This is a genomic window from Tardiphaga sp. (assembly GCF_025356345.1).
Lineage (GTDB): Bacteria > Pseudomonadota > Alphaproteobacteria > Rhizobiales > Xanthobacteraceae > Tardiphaga.
Map to the genome: position 1 here is coordinate 1 of NZ_JANXTC010000233.1, position 3594 is coordinate 3594.

Sequence of the window (3594 nt, forward strand, 5' to 3'; positions counted from 1 at the left end):
ATCGCCGTCGCGTCGGGCCGCATCGTCGCGATCACGCCCGAAGGCAGCCCACCATCGGCCGTTACGACAATCGACCTCGGCGGCGCGCTGGTGGTGCCCGGCCTGGTCGAAGGCCACATCCATCTCGACACCAGCTTTTATGGCGACGCATGGTGGCCGCATGTGCCCTATTCCAACGGCTTCAACGTGCATGAGCGCGTCGCCAGCCAGGCCCGCAACATGGCGGCGACGGCGCCGATGGAGGTTCGGGCCCGCAACCAGATCGAACTCTGTATCGCTAACGGCACCACCCAGATGCGCAGCCATGTGATGGTTGATGGTTCGGTCGGACTCAAATCACTCGAAACCATTCTCGGGGTTCGCGAGGAATACCGCGACCTCATCGACATCCAGCTGGTCGCCTTTCCACAGAGCGGCATCCTGCTCAGCGCCGGCGCGGCGGACTATCTCGACGAAGCGATGTCGATCGGCGCCGATCTGATCGGCGGTCTCGATCCCGCCAGCTTCGACCGCGATGTCGAAAGGCATCTCGACGTCGTATTCGGCATCGCCCAGCGGCACGGCGTCGACGTCGACATCCATCTGCACGACCACGGCACGCTGGGCATCTTCGAGCTCGAACAGATCGCGGCGCGAACCAGGGCTCTCGCCATGGGCGGCCATGTCGCCGTCAGCCACGCTTATTCGCTGGGCGACGTCGCGACCGACATCGTCAAGCGCACGGCCGACCTGCTCGCGCGTGACGGCGTGTCGATCATGACCAATGCGCCGGGCGCCCGCGGCTTTCCGCCGGTCAAGGCGCTGCGCGAGGCCGGGGTCACGGTGTTCAGCGGCAGCGACAATATCCGCGATTCCTGGTGGCCCTATGGCGACGGGGACCTGCTGGGACGGGCGATGATGATCGGCTATCGGTCCGGGTTCAACACCGACGAGGATCTGGGAATTGCCTTCGACGTGGTCACCGCGGGCGGTGCCAAGGCGTTGCGACTGGAAGGCTACGGATTGCGGGTGGGCGCCAAGGCCGACTTCGTCACCCTGGACGTCGAAGGCCTGCCGATGGCGGTCGTCGCGGTGCCGAAATCGCGCTCGGTCTACAAGAACGGACGATGCGTGGCGAGCGGCGGGGCGCTGACATCGGCGCGGCGGTAGGCCGGCGACGAATCAGGGGACATCGCGAGCAAAGCTCATGAACCGTGGAAAGCGTCTGCGCTGGCCGAGGACCCTTTCGGCCCTGGGGACATCACGCCTGAAAGTCGAACGCTGCTCCGATTGAAAATCCGCTCTGTGGTCACTTCCTGCGATCAACAAGTTCAAGGATCATCCGCGCCAGTGGATCTTCCTCCCCACCGAAACTGGTGATAACGGCCTGCATGATGCGGTCCGGGTTCATTCTCTTGAGTACCAGCGGATGTCCCGACGTTTCAGCCAGCAATGTCAGAAACGTCAACTGAGTCCGACCGTTTCCTTCCCTGAACGGATGAATAGCGTTCAGCTCAGCCAGGAAATGTGCTGCCTGCTTCGCAAAAACCTCCGGAGTCGTATTCTTTAAATGCTTTGCCCGGCGGAGGGCCTTGAACAGCTTCGCCATTTCCTGATGGATATGTTCCGGATAACAGAAAGTACTCTCGCGCTTGGATATGCGAATGGTCCGCAGCTTTCCTGCCCATCCGTAGACGTCCTGGAACAGATGCCGATGGATGGCCCGATAATGACTGTAGCTCAGCCTCCCCGAAGGGAGAGAGTCCGCAGAGCGCTCGAAGGACATTTCCGCTTCGAAGGCATCCAGCTCGCGCTGGCTTCGGAGGCCAAGCTTGTTCTTGAGGATTTTGGTGCCGGGATAGCAATACGGGTCATCGATGGCCGCATACATGCTCCGAAAATCAGCCCTTACGGTAGACGTTGATGATCTCGCGTCGCCGCTCGGCGGGAGAAAGCCCCAGCCGGTCAAACTCGGCAACACGCTTCTTCATCGCGGCGGTCGGCTTGATGCCTTCCACCGCGCTAATCAGCGCGAAACGCTCCCGACCAAGCACAAACTTGGTGGAAGCAGGTTTGCTGGCGAGCGTCTTTTTGCGAATGGACATGCGAATAATCTATCATATTTGCAGTCAAATTCCACTCCAGACCATGCGGCTTCGACAATATGTGGCTTTTGCGCCATCTCTTGAAAAACCAGCATGAGCCTCTTGACCGCGACGGCACCCTTTTTATCCGTTGTGTTGACTTCCTGACGCCGGCGACCATCGGGCGCTTCCGTCGCCGTCGGCCACCGGTTACGTACCCGGCCGCTTCGGCGTGAACGGGCCCCGCGGCGCGTTGCCGATCAGCGACACGCAGGCCAAAGCGGCGATCGCGAACCACAGGGTGAGCCAGAAGCCGTCAATATAGGCCAGCGTGTTGGCCTCGCGCGCCACCAGGCCCGACAGCGTGGCGACGCTGCGCGACTGCGCGAGGCCAGCGCCGTGGCTGGCAAAGCGGCCGGTGAGCTGCGCCAGAAGGCCGGTGACGTCGGCATCGCCGCTGCCGACATGTTGTCCCAACAGGTTGGAATGGATCTGCTCGCGAATCCGCAGCCAGCTGGCCATCAGCGCGATGCCGATCTCGGCGCCGCCGAGCCGCATCACCTGGATGTAGGCGGCGAACGCCGTGGCGCGGGTCGGGTCGGAATTCGACACCGCGATGATCACCACCGGCAGCAGCGTGAAGGACTGGCCCAGCGACTGCAGCAGCACCATCGGAATGAAGTCGCCAAGCGACCAGTGATGGGTCAGTTGCGTGCCCAGCAGGGCCGCCGCGGCGAAGGCCGACAGGCCGATGATCAGCGTCAGCTTCACGTCGTAATGCCGGACCAGATGGATCGACAGCGGCACCAGCACGAGCATCGGCAACACGGCGTACGTCAGAAACAATGCGCCGGACTGCTCGGGCCGCAGCAGCGCGATCGTCGTCAGGAAGTTCGGCGCCAGCGAGGAATTCGACAGGCTGGTCATGGTGTATAAGAGGATCACGATCAGGGCGAGGCCGATATTGCGCGACAGGATCACCTCGGCATGGGCCCATGGCCGCTTGACCAGCGCTTCATTGATGAAGAAGCCGACCGATAGCAACGCCCCGCCCGCCAGCAATGCCACCACGATCCCCGAGCCGAGCCAGTCGAGCCGGTTGCCCTGGTCGAGCCCGGCATAGATCATCGACATGCCGCTGCCGAGCAGCAGCATGCCGCCCCAGTCGGCCTGCTCCAGCAACGGCGTATCGACCGGCTCGTGCGGCGTGCCGAGCCAGACACACAGCGCCAGCAACGGCGCGATGATACAATCCTGCCAGAACAGCCACTGCCAGCCGACATGGTCGACATAGAAGCCGAGCAGCGCGATGCTGGAATTGAGGGTGAAGCCGACGCGGATCGCATAGATCGCGATCGCCGGCAGCCACCATTTCATCGGCAGGTTGCGAAAGATGATCAGCAGCGTCGCGGGAACGAAGGTGCCGAGCAACAGGCCATGGACGATATTCAGCGCCATCAGCGTGTTGTAGTCGCGGACCAGCGGGATCAGCAGCGAGATGATGGCATAGGCCAGCGCCGGAATGCCGAGC

At 62.6% G+C, this 3594-nt stretch carries 4 protein-coding genes; 1 reads left to right on the plus strand and 3 read right to left on the minus strand.

The genetic code is table 11. The annotated features are described in order from the left end of the window. The coding region (locus Q0S16_RS14080; protein ID WP_295849232.1) for an amidohydrolase family protein at positions 1-1149 on the plus strand (1149 nt) is incomplete at its 5' end. A 139-nt stretch (positions 1150-1288) separates the two neighbouring features. Here Q0S16_RS14080 and Q0S16_RS14085 read toward each other — a convergent pair. The 3 genes from Q0S16_RS14085 to Q0S16_RS14095 form a co-directional block, all read right to left on the minus strand. Next, the gene (locus tag Q0S16_RS14085) at positions 1289-1870 is read right to left on the minus strand and encodes a Fic family protein (protein ID WP_295849233.1); all 582 of its coding nucleotides are present in this window, start codon (positions 1868-1870) and stop codon (positions 1289-1291) included. 10 nt (positions 1871-1880) lie between these two features. Continuing rightward, entirely contained in the window at positions 1881-2084 is a 204-nt protein-coding gene (locus Q0S16_RS14090) for a hypothetical protein (protein ID WP_295849235.1), read from the minus strand. A gap of 189 nt (positions 2085-2273) precedes the next feature. Further along, positions 2274-3594: arabinose ABC transporter permease (locus Q0S16_RS14095; RefSeq protein ID WP_295849236.1), on the minus strand; the 1321-nt coding region annotated here is incomplete at its 5' end.

Excerpts from the sequence above, each read along its gene's own strand:
- Q0S16_RS14085 (WP_295849233.1), bottom strand. The coding sequence starts at position 1,870 with ATGTATGCGGCCATCGATGACCCGTATTGCTATCCCGGCACCAAAATC.
- Q0S16_RS14090 (WP_295849235.1), bottom strand. The coding sequence starts at position 2,084 with ATGTCCATTCGCAAAAAGACGCTCGCCAGCAAACCTGCTTCCACCAAG.